Genomic DNA, 20,254 nt, shown 5'->3' on the forward strand with positions numbered 1-20,254 from the left:
TTAATCAAAAATTTGTGTTGACCTGCACAAATTAAATTTACCATTTGCCGACGGTAGTGGATTCTCTGTCGGGCGTCAACAAATGAAGGGCAAAGATTAAAATAACTGATTTTTTCATATCCTTGCATAAATGGTCCAACGGACGTTATAAAACGTCGGTTGCCATTATTTGTAACGGAGAAACAATTGCCTTGTAGAATACGTAAATAACAGAATTCAATTTTATAACTTTACAGGCTAACCAAAATTATATATGCCTCAGACCGATCTTAACACTACCAACAGGTTTGACACTTCTGAACTAAACTTTGAAGACTTTAAAAAAATAGTCATCACTGATTATCGTATCGGATTTGAGAGCAGGCAGGCCGCGCTTATAGGCCGCCGTGAGGTACTTACAGGAAAAGCAAAGTTTGGCATTTTTGGTGATGGTAAGGAAGTGGCTCAATTAGCTATGGCCAAGGCTTTTAAGGCCGGCGACTGGCGCGCGGGTTATTACCGCGATCAGACCTTTATGTTCGCTACCGGCATGAGCAATATAAAAGAGTTCTTTGCCCAGCTTTATGCCAACCCTGATATCGAGAAAGATCCCGCATCTGCAGGCAGGCAAATGAATTGCCATTATGCTACGCGTTTTGTTGATGCTGATGGTAACTGGCTAAACCAATCCGAGACGATGAATTGCTCGTCAGACATATCAACTACAGGCGGTCATATGCCGCGCTTATTGGGTTTGGCTTACGCATCTAAACTTTATCGCGAAAACCCTGAACTGACAAAGCAAACGCAATTTTCAAAAAGCGGAAATGAGGTTGCTTTTGGTACCATCGGCAATGGCTCGACTTCTGAAGGTTTGTTTTGGGAAAGCTTTAATGCTGCGGGGGTCCTAGGTGTGCCAATGGCCATCTCTGTTTGGGACGATGCCTACGCCATTTCTGTCCCTGCCAGGTTGCAAACAACTAAAGAAGACATTTCTGAAATACTAAAAGGATTCCAGCGCGAAGACGGCTCTAACGGCTACGAAATATTTAAAGTACGCGGATGGGATTATGTTGGCCTTTGCGAAACTTATGCACGTGCGATAGAGGTTTGCCGTACCGAACAGGTACCGGTACTGATCCATGTTACGGAAATGACCCAGCCACAAGGGCACTCCACTTCCGGGTCGCATGAGCGTTATAAATCTAAAGACCGCTTGGTTTGGGAAAACGAGCACGACTGTTTGGTGCAAATGCGCAAATGGATCGTGTCGTCTGCCATTTCAACCGAGGATGAACTGGATAAAATAGAGACGGCAGCAAAAGCTTATGTACGCGAATGCCAAAAGGCTGCCTGGAATGAGTTAGAGTCCGAAATTAAGTCGGAACTGGATCAGGCTGCGTTATTAATAGATGACGTTGCGCGGCAATCATCTCTAAATACAGAAATTGAAAGCGTAGCTACAACACTGCGTACATGTATGGATCCGGGGCGTAAGGATGTGGCCAACGCGGTGCGCAAAACGTTACGTTTAACCGCGGGCGAAAGCAATAACGCTAAGCAGCAGCTGCTGCAATGGTTTGCAAAGCAGTCGGCAGATGACAATGAACGGTTCAACAGTAAACTTTTTACCAATACCATACACTCGCCATTAAATGTGCCTGTGATCTCCGCCCAATATGGTTATGATGCCCGTACCCTGGATGGCCGCGAAGTGCTTAACGCTTGCTTTGACGCAAACTTTGAGCGCGATAAAACCATTGTTGCCTTCGGCGAAGATGTAGGGAATATCGGCGATGTTAACCAGGGCTTTGCAGGTTTACAAGCCAAATACGGCGATCTGCGGATCACAGATACCGGTATCCGTGAGGCTACCATTATAGGGCAGGGCATGGGTTTAGCTATGCGTGGCCTGCGACCTATTGCTGAAATACAATACCTCGATTATTTATTGTACGCGATTACAGTTTTAAGCGACGACCTTGCAACCTTGAGCTACCGCACCCGTGGCGGCCAAAAGGCCCCGCTTATTGTACGCACACGCGGGCACCGGTTAGAAGGTATATGGCACTCGGGCTCTCCGCTTGGAATTATATTAAACGCTATGCGTGGACTGCACATCTGCGTTCCGCGCGATATGACACAGGCAGCCGGTATGTACAACACCCTGTTACGCGGAGATGAGCCGGCTTTGGTAATAGAAAATCTTAACGGCTATCGTTTAAAGGAAAAGCTACCTGAAAATGTTGGCGAGTTTACAGTTCCGCTGGGTAAGGCAGAAGTGATAAAAGAAGGAACTGATGTTACCGTAATATCTTACGGGTCAACCTTGCGAATTGTAATGGAAGCCGCAGAAGAATTAACGGATATGGGCATCAACATCGAGGTTATAGACCCGCAAACCTTGTTTCCGTTCGACACAGACAACATATGCGCGCAATCGCTGGCCAAAACCAGCAAGCTGCTCATTGTAGATGAAGATTTGCCGGGCGGGGGCTCGGCCTATATTTTACAGAAAGTATTGGAAGCCCAGGCGGGTTATTACCAATTGGATTCGCAGCCACGCACACTTTCCGCTAAAGAACACCGCCCGCCTTATGGTTCTGATGGTGATTACTTTAGCAAGCCGTCGCATGATGATATCATCGAAGCAGTTTACCAGATGATGAGCGAATCTAACCCCGCTAAATTCCCGGCGATATATTAAAAGGATTATCTTTGTATATGGACTCATTAATTGTTTATCCTGAGAACGAAGAGCAACTGTCCGCATTGAAGTCTGTGATCAACTCAATGAAGATCGCTTTTGAGCAGAAATCTGAAGAATATCCTGCTCATGTAATTGAAGGAATAAAGAGATCTTTGAGAGATGCAGAAGAAGGGAAAGTGTATCCGTTCACGAGTATCAGAGATATGATAAGACCAAAGTGAGTTTGAAAATTATTTATTCGGACGATGCTATTAGCACACTTAACGCTATACATGATTTTATAATCCTTCGATTCGGAACTCGCGTAGCTGATAAATTTATTGACAAAGCAGAAAAAGTTGTTACACTGATATCTGAAAATCCTATGATGTTTAAGAGCATTCATTTAGGAAATGAGATCAGGAAAGGATTTATTACAGAACAAACCTCTGTTTTCTACAAAATATCAGAAACAGAAATACTTCTCATGTATTTCTGGGAAAACCGGCAAGAACCACAATTTTTATAATCTACAAATAACACCAAGATGAACACCACTTTTACGGCAGTTGCCGAAAACATAAAAAACCGCAGGACAGTTAAACCGGGCACCATGAATGGTAATAAGGTGCCTAATGGTGAAATAGCTGCTCTGCTGGAATTGGCAAACTGGGCACCTACACATGCCTTGACAGAACCATGGCGCTTTGTTGTTTATGAACGCCCGCTCGAATTTAATGCCGTTCACGCTCAACTCTATAAACAAAATACCGCTGAAGAAAATTTCAATGAGGCGCAATACAGCGGTTTAAGCCAAACAGGTGCCAAAGCATCGCATGCGATAATCGTGTATATGCACCGCGAAGAAACCACTAAGATCCCTGTGTTTGAAGAGATAGCAGCTACCGCGTGCGCTATTCAGAATATCATGCTTGGCGCTGCCGCGCTAAACATCGGCACTTTTTGGAGCACAGGCGGCATGACGCTTAAACCCGCCATGAAAGAATATCTTCAGTTAGGCGATCTTGACCAGGTGATGGGCGTGCTGTATTTAGGATACACAGATGTACAGCCCGAAGGCCGCCGCAAGGTCCCTCTTGATGAAAAGATATCCTGGAAATAATTTATTTCTTCTTCCTTCTTCTCTTTTAAGAATAATTATTTAACTTTAAATATTCGTGATACTCGCATGACCGGAATTTCGGTCACGCTTCTTATCTTTGATGTACCAATTGCGAGACTACAACCTAATTGATCGCTTTGCTTTTAACTGTTGATTAAACTTAAAAAGAAAGTAATGAAGAAAACATTCTGGTGGGTAACAAGCATTTTATTGATCTTTTCTGTTATCGCTGTCAGCTTTAAAAGTGCTGTAGCTGATAAACATGCCGAAGGCGCTGCCAACGGTGTAACAAATCCTAAAGTTTTAACTACCGAGATGCGCTTTGGCGCCATGGTATCAGATATTTATCAGGCTGCAGGCTTGCAAGCTTCCGGTTTGGATATGGGTGTCTTCCAAAAGGCTTTGACAGGTTTTTACAATCTTAAATCAGCTCATAAACTGCCGCAAAACAGCAATATTTTGACGGTTGTTGATTTCTCTAAACCAAGTCGAGAGAAACGCCTGTGGATCGTAGATCTGTTTTCTAAATCGTTGCTGTTGAATACTTGGGTGGCGCATGGCCAGGGTAGTGGTGATGACATGGCAAGCCATTTTTCTAATAATGACGAGTCGCATCAAAGCAGCTTAGGATTCTATGTAACAGACGATATCTACATGGGCAAACATGGTCGCTCGTTAAGATTAGACGGTATGGACCAGGGCTTTAATGACCATGCTCGTAACCGCGCTATTGTATTACACGCGGCAGATTATGTTTGCCAGAATACTATTAACCAGTTAGGCCGCTTAGGCCGTAGTTTTGGTTGCCCTGCGGTATCGCCCGAAGTGGTTGATCAGGTTATCGGCACTTTAAAGGGAAAGACAGCTATCTTTGTTAACGGACCTGATAGCAGATACTCTTCAAAGTATCTGGATATGACTATGGCTGCCAACTATGCATTGCCAACTGTTACAGATACCAGCGCACATCCAATTACATTGCGTGCAGCATTGTAATTCTGATAATGATAAAATTCAAAGCTCCCCGAAATCGGGGAGCTTTTTTTATGCCGTTAAATATTTCTTAAGGTGCGAGTAAAGCACTATGTCTAAACCGTAAACGTCTTTACGGTATTGTATGGTTCCGCTTTCATCAGACCAACAGGTGATATAATTTATATACACGGGCACTTTTTTAGGCAAGCTAATATCGGTTGGCTCGGGTTTATCTTCACCCATGTACTTGGCTATCAAATTATATTTGCTGCCATCGCCAAAAATGGCATGCGCAAAATCAAGTGGTTTTTCCAGTCTTACACAACCGTGGCTCACCGCGCGCATATCATATCCAAATGGTTTTTGCGCAGGGGTATCGTGAAGATAAACACTGCTTTTATTAGGAAATAAAAATTTCACTTTACCTAATGAATTGTCCTCGCCGGGCTGCTGTTTAAATTCATAGTCAGACAGATCTGCGCTACCCCAATTTATATCTTCTGTGTCATCCAATTTCTTTCCATGATGATAAACGTCGATATGTGAGTTATCTAAATAGTTAGGGTCATCCTGGGCATGCTTTACAATCTCTTTGCTTACAATGCTTTGCGGGATGTTCCATATCGGGTTTACCTGCGCTTCGTATATCATACTGTTTAGCAACGGGGTCTCGCGCGAAAATGGCCTGTCACTTTTATCTGTATCCTGATAACTAATTAAAGATTTCGTATAGTCTTTGTTACGGCCCTGGCCAACGCAAACTTTCATATTCAAAGTCGACTTGCCATTTTCAATAACATCGAGCCTAAAGTCTGGTACGTTTACGAATACATATTTATCTGCATTGGGCTTATTCTTCCAGCGTAACCGTTCCATATTCACTGCGATAACGCGTTTAGTTTGTTCTAACGTTCCCGCGCCGGTAGAGCTATCTGCCAATGCTTTTTGAAGCGCAAGGTATTGCGGGTTTTTGGGCTGGATGCTATCCAAGTAAGTTTTAAAGTTGCTTACCGCCAGCACACGGTTATGAAAAGCACTGTCAGGACGGGCCGTGGCAATGTAATAACGCTGGAAAAGCTGCTTGGGATTAACCAATCCGTATTGCAAGGCATCAGAATAAGCGATCAACAGATTGGCTGTCATCACCTCTAGCTTGGCCATATCATGGTATGCCTCATCTGTTGTTTTGATACCTTTTTTATCGTAAAATTTATTTAGCAAAGAAGAATACTCTTGCGCGTTAAAATATTCGGGGTTGATGCCATGGCTGTTCGCATGTTCCAGATAACCCGCAAATAATTTCAGGTCATCGGTTTTGAGATGGTCCATCACAAAAATGGGATCATAATCATGCTGTTCATAAAACGCGGCAATGAGTTTCGGGTTGCTTAGCGTAGATTTTTCGGCTTCCAGTTCCTGTTGAAACACGGGTAAAAAGCCTTCGGGAGTAACGTTTTTAAAAACCTTATTTTTAGTTTTTTGGTAAAGCTCTTTGCCCATTTCAGAGCGGCTTTTTTTACAACTTTGTAGAGTAAACAGGAAAGCGCAGGTTATTGCTAAAAGAGTTAAAGTATATTGTTTACGCATCAGAATATAGTTTTACAATGATATTTGTGATATGCCGCATACATAGCAATTGCTATACCATAAACTTTTTAAGAGCTTTGATGTGAATAAACATATCCCGTTTAGTGCAGTTAGTATTAGCGAATGGACAATGTAAAACTTCCTGAATTTTGGCTGCGAGGACCGGTAGAAGGAGTGCCAGGTCTGTTACAACCTATAGCGCATGCGTTAGTCCAGGCGCAGTTGGAAATAAATGAGTTGATAAAGGAATTTCCGCAGGACCTGTTATGGACCAAGCCGGCAGGTTTAGCGTCACCTGCTTTTCATTTACAGCATATTGCGGGGGTAATAGACCGCATGATCACTTACAAACATAACCTGCCATTATCCGAACAGCAGTTCGATTATCTTAACAAGGAGGGTCATCTAACCGATGATGTAACAGTCGACAAGTTACTCGTGATACTTAATCATCAAATTGAGAAAGCGATCGCAGAACTTAAAGCTACCGATGTTACCACACTCACAGATTTCCGCGGTGTTGGCCGAAAGAATTTACCATCAACCGTTGGCGGTTTGTTGTTTCACATGGCCGAGCATACCATGCGGCACACCGGCCAGTTATTGGTTACAGTAAATGTCCTTAAAAATTGGGTCTGATTACAGGGCGTTTATATAAGGAGCAATGTCGTCTATGGCGAGCACCTTGTCCAACTTCAGTTCGTCTACAGCAGATTGCGGCATAAAAGCAACCTGTGCACTGTCGGGGTCCTGTACCAATATTTTACCACCCGCCTGCTGAATAAATCGCATGCCCTCAACTCCATCGGCATTAGCGCCCGAGAGGAGTATGGCAGTGACACCTGCGCCAAAAACCTCTGCAATGGATTGAAAAGTAACATCGATACTCGGACGGGAAAAGTTTATTTTTTCTGAATCGTCCAAAGCGAAGTGCTTGTTTTGCTCAACTAATAGGTGATAATCCGCTGCCGCAAGGTAAACTATTCCGGACTGAATTATTTCTTTATCGTCTGCTTCTTTAACCCTAAGATGCGAGCGGATATCCAACAAGTGCCCTAAATTTGATGCAGCATCGTTTTTTCTGTGGATAACAATAACGATGGGTATTTGCAGATCGCGCTTTAGGCCGGAAAGGATGCTGATCACCACATGCAGGCTGCCTGCAGAGCCACCGATCAAAACGATCTGATCTAGAGTAGTTACACTGTTAGCGGTTATCATTTTTACGCATCCTTAAAAATTTAAAACTACAATTTGAATGCCCGAAACTGTGTCTCACAAATCAAATTGCGCTGTAAAGCCAAAAAATATTTAAAAGAGTTAACTAATGGTTAGCTTTGTTAACAGCCATGAGTACAAGCATTTCGCAATTTTCGCATATAGATGAACGCACTAATCAGCCCGGAATGGTTGATGTTGGCGACAAGCAAACCACTAAAAGAATAGCTATTGCTCAAAGTACAATATGGATCGGTACCGCGGTAATGGCCTTGCTTTTAGACGACGAAATCTTCACAAAAAAAGGCCCCGTTTTTCAAACCGCTATTATTGCCGGTACCATGGCAGTCAAGAAAACAAGCGACCTTATTCCTTTGTGTCATCCGTTACCTGTTGACGCGATAAAGTTTGATATAACCACCAATGATGAAGATGTGATCATAACATGTACTGTAAGTGTGCTTGCGAAAACAGGCGTAGAGATGGAGGCATTAACCGGGGCGTGTGTAGCTGCACTTACTGTGTATGATATGTGCAAAGCAGTTTCGCATGATATGGTGATAAAGGAAACCAGATTATTAAGGAAAACAGGAGGGAAGAGTGACTACCAGGCCCGCTGAGCAACATCGCAAGCATGAAGAGATAGCGCGAGCAGATTTAGGTGAGTTTGGCCGACTGGAACTGGCCATATATGGCGCACCATGTTACGTCATCAGGCAATCTGTTGAGGCATGGGCAGATATTTTAAGCGAGAAATTTAAATTGGCTTTTGCAGATGAAAGTCATAACAAGAGAGAGGAAGTATCCTCAATTAGTATAAGCTACACAAAAGGTATCCAAAACGAATATCTTAACCAGCAGCAACCGTTTAATAGTTTCGACAGGCATGCAGTGTTTAATAATGCAGACCTGGTGCTTGTAAACGGCAACCATTTTAATGCACGAAAGCAGGTGGTTATTATCCATCCCGATAAAAGTTTATACGGTAAAACTGATAAGCTGACAGACGCTATACTTATTCTTTTATCACCCGGGCAAGTTGTACCTGATTTTATTTCGAAATTGGTGGATGGCAGAGACGTTCCCGTTTTGTCACTGGATGATGAAGCCGGCATTGGTGAATTTTTAGTGCGGTACATAGAAGCACATGTTGCACCGGTTTACGGATTGGTTTTGGCGGGCGGAAAGAGTACACGTATGCACACCGACAAGGGGGCAATTGCTTATCATGGCAAAAGCCAGCGCGCGCATTCTTATGATTTGCTGTCAGAGATTGTTGACGAAGTGTTTATATCCGGCGCAGCCGAGGATGGTTACCCCATTATTGCAGATACGTTTTTAGGTTTAGGGCCTCTGGGCGGCATTGTGTCTGCTATGCAACAAAACCCTGATGCAGCCTGGCTTACCATTGCCTGCGATCTGCCATACCTTACGGAAGACACTTTACGATACCTTACACAGAATCGCGATCCATCAAAAACGGCCACTGCATTTTTGGACAGTGAGGGTAAATTTCCCGAACCTTTGATCACCATTTGGGAACCGCGTGCCTATCCACGGATGCTGCAGTTTTTAAGTCAGGGTTACTCTTGCCCGCGCAAGGTTTTGATCAATAGCGATGTAAAGTTGTTGGCAGCACCCGATGTTTCGGAGTTCAGAAATATCAACCACCCCTCAGAACGTGACGAAGCGCTTAGGTTCTTCGGCAGTTTATAATACTGAAGGTATTATTTCTGCTCATCTATCAGCTTAACAAGCTTTTTGTAGCTCTGCTCGTGATAGGTTACCTTCCCCGTTTTAAAGCGGCTTTCAGGATCGTATAAATAGGTGGGGATGCCTAAGTCTATCGCCGCGGCAATTTCAGATTCGGGATCATCGCCAATAGCTAAGAGTTCTTTTTTATCATAACCGTATTTAGCCATAATATCCAGAAAGATGTCTCTTTTGGTTTTGCTGCTTCGCTCCGGGTCGACCACAAACACGTCTTTAAAATGGCTGCGCACGCCCAGGCAATCTATCTTGCTTTGCTGTAATTTAACAAAGCCAAATGTAACCAGGAACTTCGGCAGCGGAATGGTGTGTACCATTTCATAATCCTTATATGGCGCTATAGGCTTGTCGTAGGTAGTATTGTTAAGTATTTCAGTAGCCTTGGTTTTCAATTCCTCGCTCAAGCCAAACTGGTCGGCTACTTTTTGAAACGGTGTGCGGCTTAACTCCATACGCGCTTCTTCCAGCTGTTCCTTGCTCATGTTGCTGCCCGGCGCAGCCATTAATTTTTCAACCTTAGCAAATACTTCATCAGAGATAGTTTTAGTAGGGAATATGGTATTATCCAAATCTAATATCAGGGCCTTTATCATGCTTATTTAACCGCTACCGTAACCAGTTGTTTTTGAAACCTGGTTTTGTATAATATATAAAAGCCTGCGCTGGCCGTAAGGCATGTTGCCCCTAAAACCCACCACAGTGTGGTGAAACCTGCATACATGATGATCTGGCTGGCAACCAATGGCGCCAGTACCTGTGCGGTAGACCAGGCCATAGTATAAAGTGCAGCATATTGCCCCCGGTTGTGGCTGTTGGTGCGAATTACCCAAAAGGCATTCATAAAGGGCATGGCAAACATTTCGCCGAACGATGCGCCGACCATCACCACTATAGCCACCACAACCGTTGAAGGAAGCCAGTTTACCAATGTTAAGCTTAAGCTGGTGAGCAACACACCAAAACAAATGTATCTTAACGGATGCCTTTTACCTTCGAGGTGGTGCACCAGTATCATCTCGATAAATGCCACCATCAATCCGTTTAAAGCCATTAGCCAGCCAATGGTGGTCTCCCTGAAGTGCCACTGCGTTTTATAAAATACCGGCTGCATGGTAAACATCTGAAAAAAGCAGAAGGCAAATAGTACTACCAATAATATAAACAGCAGATACACGCCGTCGCGGTAGGGTGAAGACCCCATCTCTGATGTTTCTACAGTTTCTTTCGCTTTGAAACTTTTAGCCCGAGGAATGATCTTCAACAATAATAATCCGGATAAAATATTGGTTGCGCCATCAACCCAAAACAACAGCTGGTAATTGTGTGCAGCCAGGAAACCGCCTAACGCGCCGCCTACAGACCAACCTAAATTTATGGCCAAGCGATTAAGCGAATAAGAGCGGGTCTTATTTTCTGAAGTGCTGTAATGCGCCACCGCGGTTGAGTTGGCCGGCCTGAAAGCGTCATTACATAAACTTAAAACGAACACGCAGCTGCAAATAGCGGCGAAACCGGTTTGATAGCCTAATAGAATAAATAGCAAGCCGGCGCTTAATAGCGAACCTACTTGCACATCATAAAAACCGCGCCTGTCTACTACCTTGCCGCCAATGAACGCGCCCGTGATTGATCCTGCACCAAATAATCCCATAATTACACCCGCCTGTGTGATACTGAAATGCAGCTTCTGTGTGCAATAAATGGTCATAAAAGGCACCACCATAGTCCCCGCGCGATTGATCAAAATCACCAGCGACAAGTACCAGCTGTTTAGGGATAAACCGCTATATGCTTTTTTATAAAGTTGGATGATGCGCATTTTGATTATAGATGCGAGGATGTGCGTATGTGCATATGCCACCTAGGCGTTAACATTTGCACATATGCATATTTGCTCATTTGCAAATATTTAAAGTTTTGACGCCCTATGCCTTAACAAATGGTCGGCAATAACCAGCGCGGCCATCGCTTCGACGATCGGTACTGCGCGGGGAACAACGCATGGGTCGTGGCGGCCTTTGCCGCTTATTTCCGCAGCTTCGCCCTTTGCATTAATAGTTTGCTGGTTATGCATAATGGTGGCTACCGGTTTAAAGGCAACCGTAAACTCGATTGGCATGCCGTTGCTAATCCCACCTAAAATACCGCCCGCGTTGTTCGTAAGCGTTTGAATTAGTGCTCCCTTCCCAACCGGGGAAGGGTGGGGGATGGGGCTATCATTATGTTCACTGCCCAGCATTTCGCTGCCTGCGAAACCAGACCCGTATTCAAAACCGTGCACGGCGTTTATGCTTAGCATGGCTTTGCCCAGATCAGCATGTAGTTTATCAAATACCGGTTCGCCCAAGCCTGCAGGACAGTTGTTAATGTAACACGTAACCTTGCCGCCAATGGTATCGCCTTGCTTGCGTACCTCGTCAATACGCGTGATCATTTCTTCTGCAACGTACTGGTTAACACAACGCACAATGTTCTTCTCGCGTTCTTCTATAAAACGGTCTGCATTAGAAAAATCAGGCGCGGGCGCGTTGATCTTGCCAACGCTGCTCACATGAGATATCACATCTATCCCCTGCGATTTTAGCAACAACTTAGCGACAGCACCTGCTGCTACACGCGCCGCAGTCTCGCGGGCTGATGAGCGGCCGCCACCGCGGTGATCGCGAATACCATATTTAGCATAATAAGTGTAATCTGCATGTGACGGGCGAAACACATCGGTATTATGGCTGTAATCTTTTGAACGCTGGTCTTCATTAGGGATCAGCATGGCAATAGGTGTCCCCGTTGTTTTACCTTCAAATACGCCGGACAAAATCTTTACTGTATCGCTTTCCTTTCGTTGCGTAGTAATTTTAGACTGGCCGGGTTTACGGCGGTCAAGCTCGGTTTGGATGAACTCGAGGTCGATATCCAGTTGGGCGGGGCAGCCATCAATGATGACACCTATCGCCTCGCCATGCGATTCGCCGAATGTGCTTATCCTGAATAGTTGCCCGAATGTATTGCCTGCCATGCTGATGCAAATCTAACATTATAGATGGAAAAACAGCCGATACATTAACCCGCAAATGTCATGCTGAGCTCGTCGAAGCATTAGTTAAAGGCCTTCGACAGGCTCAGGCTGACATATTTTTTAATCTTGTCACCCTGAGTGAAACAAAGGATCTATGCGTTAAAGCACTGCTAAATAAGATTCTTTACTATGTTCAGAATTACAAACATGGATTTAAAACTCCAGCATTACCCCACTGGTAGCGGGCAGCGTAATATCCAGCCCTTTGGTAATATCTGCAGTGCTGTAAGACGCGCCATGAAGCAGATCAGTAAATTTAACCACGCCATTTAACTTCAACAGCCTGATTAGGTCGGGTGTTAATTGTACATTCATATTGCGCTCTTCGCGATTAAAATTGGTGATAATCAAAACACGTTTATTAGCCGTGTAACGCAGGTAAATGTAAGTATGCGTGTCGACACCCGGGCTCTTGCCATTTGCTAACATCAACTCATAAAATTCTCCCCTGCTTAGCGCTTCGTTGTCTTTAACGGCATTTAGCAACTTGCTATAAAAGTTGCGCAGCGACTTTTGTTCGTCGGACAGTGCACCGCCGTCATATTTGCCGCCGTTTACCCATTTTTGATGCTGCGGCACCCCCCAATAGTCGAATATACTTGTCCGGCCGTCTTCGGCACTGAAACCTTCGGTGCCCATGCCCGGTTCGCCCACTTCCTGACCGAAGTAAATCATCACCGGTCCGGTAGATAATGTCGCTGTTATGATCATCCCCGGAATAGCATACCAAACGTTACCCGCAAAGAACGGAGATGCAACGCGCTGCTCATCATGGTTTTCCATAAAACGCACCATATGGCTGCCTATGCCTTTGGTGTCGTAGTTCCATACACCGTTGATGTCCCAAATGGTGCCGCTGTCTTCATGACGCGTCAGCTTTTTGATAGAATCGTACAAACCCGACTTATCATACAAGTAATTGAACTTACCATTGGTTAGGTAGTTGTTGTATTTGCTCTTGTCATAAGCCTCGCCAATAAATATCAGGTCGGGGTGTGTTTCTTTCAGTTTGCCGATAACCCAACCCCAAAACTCCGTCGGTACGTTCTCCACCATATCACAGCGGAAACCATCGACACCCTGTTTACTCCAGAAGTTAAGGATATCAAACATTTTTTGCCACACGGGCGGGATGGGATCGAAGAAAGTTTTGTGAGTTGAATAATCTATGCCGTAGTTCAACTTAATCGTCTCAAACCAATCGTCAATCGATGGCGACGCGCTGAACACATCATTCCCGGTAGCTTTAGCCGGGTTTTCGTCAAAATTGCCATCTTTTAGCGGGCTATTAAAGTTTGCGCCCCCGGAATTATATCCCTGAGGCGCTACAAAAGGCTTACCCGGAATGTAGTAGAAGTCATTCTTAGGATCAAAGGCTTTGGTTTTGTCGTCTGCGACGCCAAAACTTTGCTTACCTGCAGCAGGAGAGTGATAGGTTCGGGCGACGTGGTTCGGCACGAAGTCCATCAGTACTTTTAAACCGGTTTTATGCGTGCGCTCGATCAACGACTGATATTCATCCATGCGCTTTTTAACGTCGACAGCCAGATCAGGGTCTACATCGTAATAATCCTTTACCGCGTAGGGCGAACCGGCACGGCCTTTAACCACATCCGGATCATCTACAGGAATGCCATACGCGGAATAATCTGTCATGGTAGCATGCGATACCACTCCGGTGTACCATACATGGGTGATGCCCAGCTTCTTTAGTTCGGTAAGCGCTGTTTCGTTAATGTCGTTAAACTTACCGCAGCCGTTCTCTTCTATAGAACCGTAAAATTTATTGGTAGTATTCTTATTGCCGAACAGGCGCGGCATTAACTGGTAAATGGTGAGTTTATCGTTTGGTGTTGATGACATATTCTTCTTTTTATCCGGGTGCTTTACATGCGGCTGCGCCATTGCTGTTAAAGCGAACGCGATTACCACCAATGCAAAGGTTAATCGTTTCATTTTTAGTTCTTCTACACATCATTGCGATATTCATCGAAACTCCTCGCAATGACGCTTGGGTAATGTTTATTATCCTATAACCTCACTATTCCCTTTTACCAATTGCTCATTACCACGAACAATCACCATTATATCCGTATTGCTGCTATTGGTGATTTGCACGGCCTGTTTGCTTACTTTGATATTCAGCAAAGCCCCGCGGAAGCCAACATGGAAAGAGAACGAATCCCACTTAGCAGGCAAGAACGGATCAAATGATAGTTTACCATCCTTTACCCTCATGCCGCCGAAACCTTCAACAACAGACATCCAGGTGCCGGCCATCGATGTGGTATGGCAGCCATCTTCCGTATCGTTGTTATAATCGTCAAGGTCGAGGCGTGAGGTACGCAGATAAAACTCGTAAGCCCTTGCCTCGTCACCAAGTTTAGATGCCAAAATAGAGTGTACACACGGCGACAGAGACGACTCATGCACCGTGCGTGGTTCATAGTAGTCAAAGTTGCGGCGTATGGTATCGATGTCAAACTCGTCTTCAAAAAAGTAGATGCCTTGCAGCACATCGGCCTGTTTAATATAGCATGAGCGCAGGATGCGGTCCCAACTCCATTTTTGGTTGATCGGCCGCTCGGTAGCAGGCAGGTCTTTTACCAGTATTTGTTCCTTGTCCAGGTAACCGTCCTGCTGTAGGTAAATACCCAGTTCTTTGGACTCGCCCAAATACATTTTAGCGATGATATCCTGCCATTTGGCAGATTCTTCTGCTTGTCTGAAGTTAACCCTTTCGAGCAGCGCATCCAGTTTACCGCGGTCTGAAGAGCTTACTTTATCTATAACTTCAAGCGTATATTTCAAGCACCAGACCGCTATTTTGCTGGTGTACCAATTGTTGTTAACGTTGTTTTCGTACTCGTTAGGCCCCGTAACGCCAAGCATTACATACTGTTGCTTGTCATCGCTCCAGGTAATGCGCTGCGACCAAAAGCGTGTAATGGCAATCAGCACCTCAAGGCCGTAATCAGCAAGGTAGTCTTCATCGCCGGTGTAACGCACATAGTTAAAAATGGCATATGCAATGGCACCGTTGCGGTGGATCTCTTCGAAGGTGATCTCCCATTCATTATGGCATTCGGTACCATCCATGGTAACCATAGGGTAGAGGGCTGCACCGTCTTTAAAACCAAGAAGTTTTGCATTTTCAATGGCTTTCCACAGTTGCTTGTACCGGTACAATAGTAAATTCCTGGTTACTTTTTGCGGAGCTGTAGCCAAATAAAAAGGCACGCAGTAAGCCTCTGTGTCCCAATAAGTAGAACCGCCGTACTTTTCGCCGGTGAAACCTTTTGGGCCGATGTTCAGTCGGTCATCCTCACCTGTATAGGTCTGATTTAGCTGGAATATATTAAAGCGAATGCCTTGTTGTGCAGACGCGTCACCTTCGATGATGATGTCGTTGTGCTTCCACTTTTCAGCCCAGGCCGCTGCCTGTTCTTCTAACATTTTGTCGAAGCCTTTAACTGAAACAGTTTGCAGGACCTCGTTCAGTTTTGTTTCCAACTGATCTGCCGGATGGTTTTGCGACGACAGATTTGCCGCGAACTTATACAGCGTGACCGCTTCGTTTTGCTTAACATCGATGGTAGTGCTTAGTGACACAAACTTTTCCTTTTCGTTAGTCGAAAAACTCGCGTCAACTGCTTTTCCGTTATAATTGACAAATACCAGCATGCCGGTAGCAACCTCAAATCCTGTCTTTTTGGTTCTCAGCTGAACAAAACCGCCGTTGCCGGAAGTACCTTTTTTCACTTCGTCCCAAAACTTTTCATCGTAGTTTGAGTCTTTGTTAACCACATCGCCGTCTACGTAAGGCGTAAGTTTTATCGAACTCGGGAAGTTCACAGGCATAATGGTGTATTTGATCGCGCCGGCCTCGTCATCAACCATGCTGCAAAAACGGATGGCCTCCACTGCAACCTGTTTCCCGTTAATTGTAGTGGCGGTGAAAGTGCGTTTCAGATAGCCGTCTTTCATATTCAACTCACGGCGAAAGTCCTGAACGCTGCATTTAGCGAGGTCCAGCTCTTCGCCATCTATCTCCACACCAATGCCGATCCAGTTAGCAGCATTAAGTACTTTGGCAAAATATTCGGGATAGCCGTTTTTCCACCAGCCTACGCGGGTCTTATCGGGATAATAAACGCCTGCAACGTAGTTGCCCTGCAAGGTGTCGCCACTGTAAGCCTCTTCAAAATTGGCGCGCTGACCCATGCGGCCATTACCCAGGCTGAAGATGCTCTCCGAAATTTTGTTCAGATGTGGATCAAATCCTTCTTCAATGATCTTCCACTCGTCTGTTTTTATGTAGTTTTTCATAAGACTCATCCCATCCCTCTCCAAAGGGGAGGGGGCTAATTGTTTATCTTTTACAATGTCATGCTGAGCCTATCGAAGCATCTTATCCGTTAATGCATTACTGGATAATCCCGATAGCTATCGGGCTTCACTCCGTTCAGAATGACAAGAAAGTGATAATTATAATTCTCTCAACTTTTCCATCGTCATTTGATCCAGGCCGCTGATCACCAAATCGGCTTGGGTTAATATCTGCGGCGAGCCGATGCCTACGGCTTTCATGCCGCCGTTCTTAGCCGCCTCGATGCCCGCTATGGCATCCTCAAAAACCACGCATTCGGTATCAAGTACACCTAAAGCTTCTGCGCCTTTAATAAAAACTTCAGGGTCTGGCTTAGGTGCCGTTACATGGTTGCCATCAACAATGGCATCAAATAAATGCTCGATGCCTGTATTTTTTAAAATGATACCGGAGTTCTTACTTGCCGATCCTAAAGCGGTTTTAATACCGGCTGAGCGACAACCTTCTAAAAATTCTTTCGCACCGGGCAGCACTTCAGCAGGTGTCATCTTATTGATCATTTCTACGTACCAATTGTTTTTTTCTGTAGCAAGCTCTGTTTGTTCTGCTTCGGTCTTGGTGATGCCGCCCCAGCCCAATATTAATTGCAGCGAGCGCACACGGCTTACGCCTTTCAGGTGCTCGTTTTGTTCTTCGGTAAAGTCGAACCCAAGCGAATTGGCCAACCGTTTCCAGGCTTTGTAGTGGTAAACCGCGGTATCTACAATAACGCCGTCGAGGTCGAACAGGCAAGCTTTTATATCAGGCATATGTGCTATGTTAATAATAATGTTCTGGGTAAACTTACAAAACTATAAATGATGTTATTAGCAATGTATGGAGGTTGTTATCTTCTATAGTTACGTTGGTTAAAATAAGTAAGGAGGGGAAAGCTTATTTGAAGTTTGACCGTTGAAATGATTAGGCGTTACCCTCCTGCGTCGGGCCGCGCTTTTTGTTCAAGTCCTCATTACACTTCGTTCCACTCCGGGCTTTGCACGTCAATCGCTAACGCGCTTGTCTAACTGATCCAAATTATTGTTCCTCCGTTAGCGTTCCGGCTTTGCCTTTCACCTTTTCCCTCACTCAATGTATGCCGTTCGGCATCAGTTCAAAGATCAAAGTTGTTTTTGCAGGGATAATTAGTTTTGCAATGTCGACTGCTTCATCGGTAATTACGTTTTTGCCCTTGCGCGCGCCATTCAATCCCTCGGCAAAGTAGGCAGTTTCCATTTCCTGTTCTTTTTCATTGCTGTTGTAAACCACCATTACCGTCTTCAAGGCATCGTACCTAAAATACACATACACCCCTTTCTGCGGAATGTATTGCAATAGTTTGCCCGTTTGCAGGGCAGTTGTATTCTTGCGGTAGTTGGCCAGTTTTTTAATGTAGTTAAAGGCATCGTTCTCTTTTTTGTTTCTGCCACCTGCGGTAAATTTATTGTTCTTGTCGCCCGGCCATCCACCCGGGAAATCCTCGCGTACCAAGCCATCCGGATTAGAAAAGTTTTTCATCAGGATCTCATCGCCATAATACATTTGCGGAATGCCGCGTGTGGTTAATAAAAGTGCGAATGCTGATTTATATTTGGTATAGTCCTCATTTACCACCGAGAAAACACGGCTCATGTCGTGGTTATCCAGAAAAACTACATTCTTAGTCGGGTCCTTGTACAAAAAGTCCTGTGCTAACACAGCATACAAACGGCTTGCACCATCGGTCCAGCCATCTTTACCATTAAGCGCTTCATAGATAGCGTCTTTAACTACGCCGTCGGTTACGCCCGGCAAGTGTGTATCCAAGCCCTGATTTAATTTGTTGCCCTCGGTAAAGAACGCCTGGTCGGCAGCGCTCCAAACTAAAGTCTCACCGTAAATGGAAAGGTTTGGAAACTCGGCGCGGATATCTTTTGCCCATTGCGACATGTATGGGCCGTCGTTATAAGGGTAAGTATCCAAACGCAACCCGTCAATGCCCGCGTACTCAACCCACCAGATATGATTCTGGGTCAGGTAGTTCTGTACGTAAGGGTTGTTTTCATTGAGATCGGCCATGCGCCGGTCGAACCAACCGTCGAGCATGATCTTCTTGTCGTTGGCCGAAGCGTGCGGGTCCATCACCACCATGTCGTGATAATTGGAGTTGGTAAATTTAGGCCATTGGTGCACCCAGCTTTTCATCGGCATATCCTGTATCAGGTAGCATTCGGTACCCACGTGGTTATGCACAATATCTTTGATGACCTTTAGCCCCATGCTGTGGCATTTTTCTACATATTGCTTGTAAAGCTCGTTAGTGCCAAAGCGAGGGTCTATTTTATAATAGTCTGTAACGGCATAGCCATGGTACGATGCCTGCGGCTCGTCATTTTCTATCTCAGGGGTAAACCAAACGGTAGTAACTCCCAGATCTTTCAGATAGTCGAGATGGTTCATCACGCCTTGTATATCGCCGCCATGGCGGCTAAACATCGAGTCGCGGTGCAGGCCCGTTTCGCGCATTCCTTTAACCACATCATTATTGGGGTCGCCATTTGAAAAGCGGTCGGGCATGATGAGGTAGATGAGGTCTTTAATGGTTACACCCTGCACACGGTTCGCGCTGCGGTCGCGGGTATTTAGTTTGTAATTATAAACCAAAGGCTGCGCGCCTTTAGCAGTAAACTTTATAGCAAATGTGCCTGCCTTGGCCGACGGTGATATCACTAAGTCTAAAAACAGGTAATTTGAGTTTTCTACCTTATGTACTGCTGCCAATTTTACACCAGGGTAAGCCAGTTGCACCTGCCGCGAAGCTATATTATTGCCGTGAACTACCAATTGCAGTTTTGGGTTGGCCATGCCTACCCACCAGTTCATGGGTTCTACCTTGTCTAAGGCGGGTAGCTGCGCTAGAAGGTGAGTATTGTAAAGTATGCAGCAAATGGCAGCTAATAAAAATCTCTTCATAGTGCGGTTCTGTTGGTGTTTCAAATTTAAAATAAAAGTGTTTGGATGCATGAAAAAGTTAGGCGACGGTCGGCAAAATGTCATCAATGGTTTTTAGCCTGTTGCTTTGGCTCGCTTTTTGTAAGTTTGCGCACTGCTAATGAAGCTACGCGATTTTAAAATAGGCCTTTGTATTTTGTTTTTGGGCATCTTTATGACTAAGATGGTCATCGGCATTGCGCCCATTTTTGTGAGCATGAACAATAAAACGGTTAACGCCGTGATCACCCAGTTAGAGCAGGAAACTAAGGGTGATAAGGACAGCGCTGAGAAAGATTTTTCAAAGGAGAAGAAATTCTTTGACGAGAAGTTTATTCATCACCACGACTATACGCTCATAGTTTCTGCAACTATTATCCTTCATAATAAAGAGAAGGCCCTTTTTAAGCAGGTTTACCATCCAAGGGTACCTGTGCCGCCTCCAAACGTCTAATAAACTTTAGTTTATTATCAACTTTTGTTCAACGCCTTCAATGGGTT

Annotated in this window: 18 protein-coding genes; 9 read left to right on the forward strand and 9 right to left on the reverse strand. The window is 44.9% G+C overall.

What is annotated here, in order from left to right; genetic code table 11:
- The first annotated feature begins 253 nt into the window (after positions 1–253).
- From GO620_RS03260 to GO620_RS03275, 5 genes are all read left to right on the forward strand, one after another.
- Complete coding sequence (locus GO620_RS03260) at positions 254–2,686, forward strand: alpha-ketoacid dehydrogenase subunit alpha/beta (protein WP_157526310.1); 2,433 nt, start codon at positions 254–256, stop codon at positions 2,684–2,686.
- A gap of 17 nt (positions 2,687–2,703) precedes the next feature.
- Positions 2,704–2,910 (forward strand): DUF2683 family protein, encoded by a 207-nt coding sequence (locus GO620_RS17455; RefSeq protein ID WP_394368544.1) that lies wholly within the window; start codon positions 2,704–2,706, stop codon positions 2,908–2,910.
- Positions 2,907–3,197, forward strand: coding sequence for a type II toxin-antitoxin system RelE/ParE family toxin (locus GO620_RS17460; protein WP_198173598.1), 291 nt, complete (start codon positions 2,907–2,909; stop codon positions 3,195–3,197). Before GO620_RS17455 ends, GO620_RS17460 begins: the two co-directional genes overlap by 4 nt.
- Positions 3,198–3,215: 18 nt before the next feature.
- Positions 3,216–3,791, forward strand: a complete 576-nt coding sequence (locus GO620_RS03270) for a nitroreductase family protein (protein WP_157526312.1) — start codon at positions 3,216–3,218, stop codon at positions 3,789–3,791.
- Positions 3,792–3,965: 174 nt separating this feature from the next.
- A complete protein-coding gene (locus tag GO620_RS03275; protein WP_157526313.1) occupies positions 3,966–4,787 on the forward strand; it encodes a murein L,D-transpeptidase catalytic domain family protein in 822 nt (273 codons plus the stop codon).
- 48 nt (positions 4,788–4,835) lie between these two features.
- Here the strand turns inward: GO620_RS03275 and GO620_RS03280 are convergent, their stop codons facing one another.
- Positions 4,836–6,353 carry a L,D-transpeptidase family protein gene (locus tag GO620_RS03280; RefSeq protein ID WP_157526314.1) on the reverse strand — a complete coding sequence of 506 codons (1,518 nt, stop codon included), beginning with the start codon at positions 6,351–6,353 and terminating at the stop codon, positions 4,836–4,838.
- Positions 6,354–6,476: 123 nt separating this feature from the next.
- Here GO620_RS03280 and GO620_RS03285 point away from each other — a divergent pair, with 123 nt between their 5' ends.
- The gene (locus GO620_RS03285; RefSeq protein ID WP_157526315.1) at positions 6,477–6,992 is read left to right on the forward strand and encodes a DinB family protein; all 516 of its coding nucleotides are present in this window, start codon (positions 6,477–6,479) and stop codon (positions 6,990–6,992) included.
- On the opposite strand, the gene GO620_RS03290 is transcribed toward GO620_RS03285, so the two are convergent.
- Positions 6,993–7,574 carry a chemotaxis protein CheB gene (locus GO620_RS03290; protein WP_157526316.1) on the reverse strand — a complete coding sequence of 194 codons (582 nt, stop codon included), beginning with the start codon at positions 7,572–7,574 and terminating at the stop codon, positions 6,993–6,995.
- 128 nt (positions 7,575–7,702) lie between these two features.
- Between GO620_RS03290 and moaC the strand changes: the two genes are divergently transcribed.
- Together moaC and GO620_RS03300 are read left to right on the forward strand one after the other, a co-directional pair.
- Positions 7,703–8,191, forward strand: a complete 489-nt coding sequence (gene moaC, locus GO620_RS03295) for a cyclic pyranopterin monophosphate synthase MoaC (protein WP_157526317.1) — start codon at positions 7,703–7,705, stop codon at positions 8,189–8,191.
- The gene (locus GO620_RS03300) at positions 8,172–9,287 is read left to right on the forward strand and encodes an NTP transferase domain-containing protein (protein ID WP_198173599.1); all 1,116 of its coding nucleotides are present in this window, start codon (positions 8,172–8,174) and stop codon (positions 9,285–9,287) included. The genes moaC and GO620_RS03300 overlap by 20 nt, the downstream gene beginning before the upstream one ends.
- Positions 9,288–9,298: 11 nt before the next feature.
- On the opposite strand, the gene GO620_RS03305 is transcribed toward GO620_RS03300, so the two are convergent.
- The 7 genes from GO620_RS03305 to GO620_RS03335 form a co-directional block, all read right to left on the reverse strand.
- Complete coding sequence (locus tag GO620_RS03305) at positions 9,299–9,934, reverse strand: HAD family hydrolase (protein ID WP_157526318.1); 636 nt, start codon at positions 9,932–9,934, stop codon at positions 9,299–9,301.
- Positions 9,935–9,936: 2 nt separating this feature from the next.
- On the reverse strand, positions 9,937–11,160 hold the full coding sequence (locus tag GO620_RS03310) for an MFS transporter (protein WP_157526319.1): 1,224 nt from the start codon (positions 11,158–11,160) through the stop codon (positions 9,937–9,939).
- Positions 11,161–11,250: 90 nt separating this feature from the next.
- The gene (gene aroC / locus GO620_RS03315) at positions 11,251–12,357 is read right to left on the reverse strand and encodes a chorismate synthase (protein WP_157526320.1); all 1,107 of its coding nucleotides are present in this window, start codon (positions 12,355–12,357) and stop codon (positions 11,251–11,253) included.
- A 213-nt stretch (positions 12,358–12,570) separates the two neighbouring features.
- Positions 12,571–14,373: an alpha-amylase family glycosyl hydrolase gene (locus GO620_RS03320; RefSeq protein ID WP_244139456.1), complete on the reverse strand. Its 1,803-nt coding sequence runs from the start codon at positions 14,371–14,373 to the stop codon at positions 12,571–12,573.
- Between the two features lie 69 nt (positions 14,374–14,442).
- Positions 14,443–16,746, reverse strand: a complete 2,304-nt coding sequence (locus GO620_RS03325; protein WP_157526321.1) for a glycoside hydrolase family 65 protein — start codon at positions 16,744–16,746, stop codon at positions 14,443–14,445.
- A 159-nt stretch (positions 16,747–16,905) separates the two neighbouring features.
- Positions 16,906–17,556, reverse strand: coding sequence for a beta-phosphoglucomutase (pgmB, locus tag GO620_RS03330; protein ID WP_157526322.1), 651 nt, complete (start codon positions 17,554–17,556; stop codon positions 16,906–16,908).
- 316 nt (positions 17,557–17,872) lie between these two features.
- Complete coding sequence (locus tag GO620_RS03335; RefSeq protein ID WP_157526323.1) at positions 17,873–19,735, reverse strand: glycoside hydrolase family 13 protein; 1,863 nt, start codon at positions 19,733–19,735, stop codon at positions 17,873–17,875.
- A gap of 139 nt (positions 19,736–19,874) precedes the next feature.
- Between GO620_RS03335 and GO620_RS03340 the strand changes: the two genes are divergently transcribed.
- The gene (locus GO620_RS03340) at positions 19,875–20,207 is read left to right on the forward strand and encodes a hypothetical protein (protein ID WP_157526324.1); all 333 of its coding nucleotides are present in this window, start codon (positions 19,875–19,877) and stop codon (positions 20,205–20,207) included.
- The last annotated feature ends 47 nt before the right edge of the window (positions 20,208–20,254 follow it).

It is taken from the genome of Mucilaginibacter ginkgonis (assembly GCF_009754905.2).
Classification (GTDB): domain Bacteria; phylum Bacteroidota; class Bacteroidia; order Sphingobacteriales; family Sphingobacteriaceae; genus Mucilaginibacter; species Mucilaginibacter ginkgonis.

What these genes read in the sequence shown, in the direction of transcription:
- GO620_RS03260 (WP_157526310.1), top strand. Translation starts at nt 254, where the DNA reads ATGCCTCAGACCGATCTTAACACTACCAACAGGTTTGACACTTCTGAA.
- GO620_RS17455 (WP_394368544.1), top strand. Translation starts at nt 2,704, where the DNA reads ATGGACTCATTAATTGTTTATCCTGAGAACGAAGAGCAACTGTCCGCA.
- GO620_RS03270 (WP_157526312.1), top strand. Translation starts at nt 3,216, where the DNA reads ATGAACACCACTTTTACGGCAGTTGCCGAAAACATAAAAAACCGCAGG.
- GO620_RS03275 (WP_157526313.1), top strand. Translation starts at nt 3,966, where the DNA reads ATGAAGAAAACATTCTGGTGGGTAACAAGCATTTTATTGATCTTTTCT.
- GO620_RS03280 (WP_157526314.1), bottom strand. Translation starts at nt 6,353, where the DNA reads ATGCGTAAACAATATACTTTAACTCTTTTAGCAATAACCTGCGCTTTC.
- GO620_RS03285 (WP_157526315.1), top strand. Translation starts at nt 6,477, where the DNA reads ATGGACAATGTAAAACTTCCTGAATTTTGGCTGCGAGGACCGGTAGAA.
- GO620_RS03290 (WP_157526316.1), bottom strand. Translation starts at nt 7,574, where the DNA reads ATGATAACCGCTAACAGTGTAACTACTCTAGATCAGATCGTTTTGATC.
- moaC (WP_157526317.1), top strand. Translation starts at nt 7,703, where the DNA reads ATGAGTACAAGCATTTCGCAATTTTCGCATATAGATGAACGCACTAAT.
- GO620_RS03305 (WP_157526318.1), bottom strand. Translation starts at nt 9,934, where the DNA reads ATGATAAAGGCCCTGATATTAGATTTGGATAATACCATATTCCCTACT.
- GO620_RS03310 (WP_157526319.1), bottom strand. Translation starts at nt 11,160, where the DNA reads ATGCGCATCATCCAACTTTATAAAAAAGCATATAGCGGTTTATCCCTA.
- aroC (WP_157526320.1), bottom strand. Translation starts at nt 12,357, where the DNA reads ATGGCAGGCAATACATTCGGGCAACTATTCAGGATAAGCACATTCGGC.
- GO620_RS03320 (WP_244139456.1), bottom strand. Translation starts at nt 14,373, where the DNA reads ATGAAACGATTAACCTTTGCATTGGTGGTAATCGCGTTCGCTTTAACA.
- GO620_RS03325 (WP_157526321.1), bottom strand. Translation starts at nt 16,746, where the DNA reads ATGAAAAACTACATAAAAACAGACGAGTGGAAGATCATTGAAGAAGGA.
- pgmB (WP_157526322.1), bottom strand. Translation starts at nt 17,556, where the DNA reads ATGCCTGATATAAAAGCTTGCCTGTTCGACCTCGACGGCGTTATTGTA.
- GO620_RS03335 (WP_157526323.1), bottom strand. Translation starts at nt 19,735, where the DNA reads ATGAAGAGATTTTTATTAGCTGCCATTTGCTGCATACTTTACAATACT.
- GO620_RS03340 (WP_157526324.1), top strand. Translation starts at nt 19,875, where the DNA reads ATGAAGCTACGCGATTTTAAAATAGGCCTTTGTATTTTGTTTTTGGGC.